1 protein-coding gene is annotated in these 1,424 nt (G+C 67.8%); it reads left to right on the top strand.

Features of this window, described 5'->3' with window-relative positions; genetic code table 11:
* Positions 1-110: 110 nt before the first annotated feature.
* Entirely contained in the window at positions 111-1,418 is a 1,308-nt protein-coding gene (locus IEW22_RS19750; RefSeq protein ID WP_188589097.1) for an ISL3 family transposase, read from the top strand.
* The last annotated feature ends 6 nt before the right edge of the window (positions 1,419-1,424 follow it).

Below are 1,424 nucleotides of genomic sequence, written 5' to 3'. Positions count from 1 at the left end.
GGCTCTTCGCAGTTGAGGGTGTAGAGCGGGTCGGCGCGTCGATCCGGGGATAGAGGTCGAGGTCTTCCGATGATGGGAGTTCTGACACCGCCCACCTGAAAGACCTCGACGTGCCTGACGCTACCTTCACCGCCCCTGACCTGACCACCTTCGCCCGTCTGGACGAGCTCGGTCTGGCCGCCACAGGGCAGTGCCTGGCCCCGGACCGGGCCGTGCTGGCCTGTCGGGTGGTGGAACCGGATCAGTGGTGTCGGCGGTGCGGGTGCCAAGGAGTCCTCAGGGACACCGTGACCCGGCGGTTGGCGCACGAACCGTTGGGCTGGCGCCCGACCACGCTGGTGGTCACGGTGCGCCGCTACCGGTGCACCGGGTGCGCCCACGTGTGGCGTCAGGACACCACCAGGGCTGCCCGGCCGCGGGCCAGACTCTCGCGGCGGGCGCTGCGTTGGGCGTTGGAAGGCATCGTGTGCCAGCACCTGAGCGTCGCGCGCGTGGCCGAAGGGCTCGGGGTTGCGTGGAACACCGCGAACGACGCGGTCCTGGCCGAGGGCAAGCGGGTCCTGATCGATGACGAGCACCGGTTCGACGGTGTCAAGGTCGTAGGCGTGGACGAGCACGTGTGGCGCCACACGCCCAAGGGTGAGAAGTACGTGACCGTGATCATCGACCTGACCCCGATCCGCGCGGGCACGGGCCCGGCCAGGCTGCTGGACATGGTCGAAGGACGTTCCAAGGCGGTGTTCAAGACCTGGCTGAGCGAGCGAGCCCCACAGTGGCGCGAGCAGATCGAGGTCGTGGCGATGGATGGGTTCACCGGGTTCAAGACCGCCGTCGCCGAAGAGCTCCCAGACGCCGTCGCGGTGATGGACCCCTTCCACGTCATCCACCTGGGTGGCAATGAGCTTGATGAGTGCCGGCGCCGGGTCCAGCAGGAAACCTGCGGGCACCGCGGGCGCAAGGGCGACCCGCTCTACACCGCCCGACGCACCCTGCACACCGGTGCCGACCTGCTCACCGACAAGCAGAAGAACCGGCTCGAAGCGCTGTTCGCCGCCGAGGCGCACGTGGAGGTCTGGGCGACCTGGGGCATCTACCAACGCATGATCGCCGCCTACCGAGAGCCCGACCGCGCACGCGGACGCCAGCTCCTGGCCGACGTGATCGAGATCATCAGCAAGAACGTGCCCGAAGCACTCATCGAGGTCCGTCGCCTGGGCCGCACCCTGAACAGGCGCGCCAGCGACATCCTGGCCTACTTCACTCGGCCCGGAACATCGAACGGGCCCACAGAGGCCATCAACGGACGACTCGAACACCTACGCGGCTCCGCCCTGGGCTTTCGGAACCTGACTCACTACATCACCCGCGCACTGCTCGAGACCGGCGGATTCAGACCACAACTACACCCCGGATTGTGAAGAGCC

The organism is Gordonia jinhuaensis (assembly GCF_014639795.1).
Taxonomy (GTDB): domain Bacteria; phylum Actinomycetota; class Actinomycetes; order Mycobacteriales; family Mycobacteriaceae; genus Gordonia_B; species Gordonia_B jinhuaensis.
This window is presented reverse-complemented; position numbering and strand designations above follow the sequence as displayed.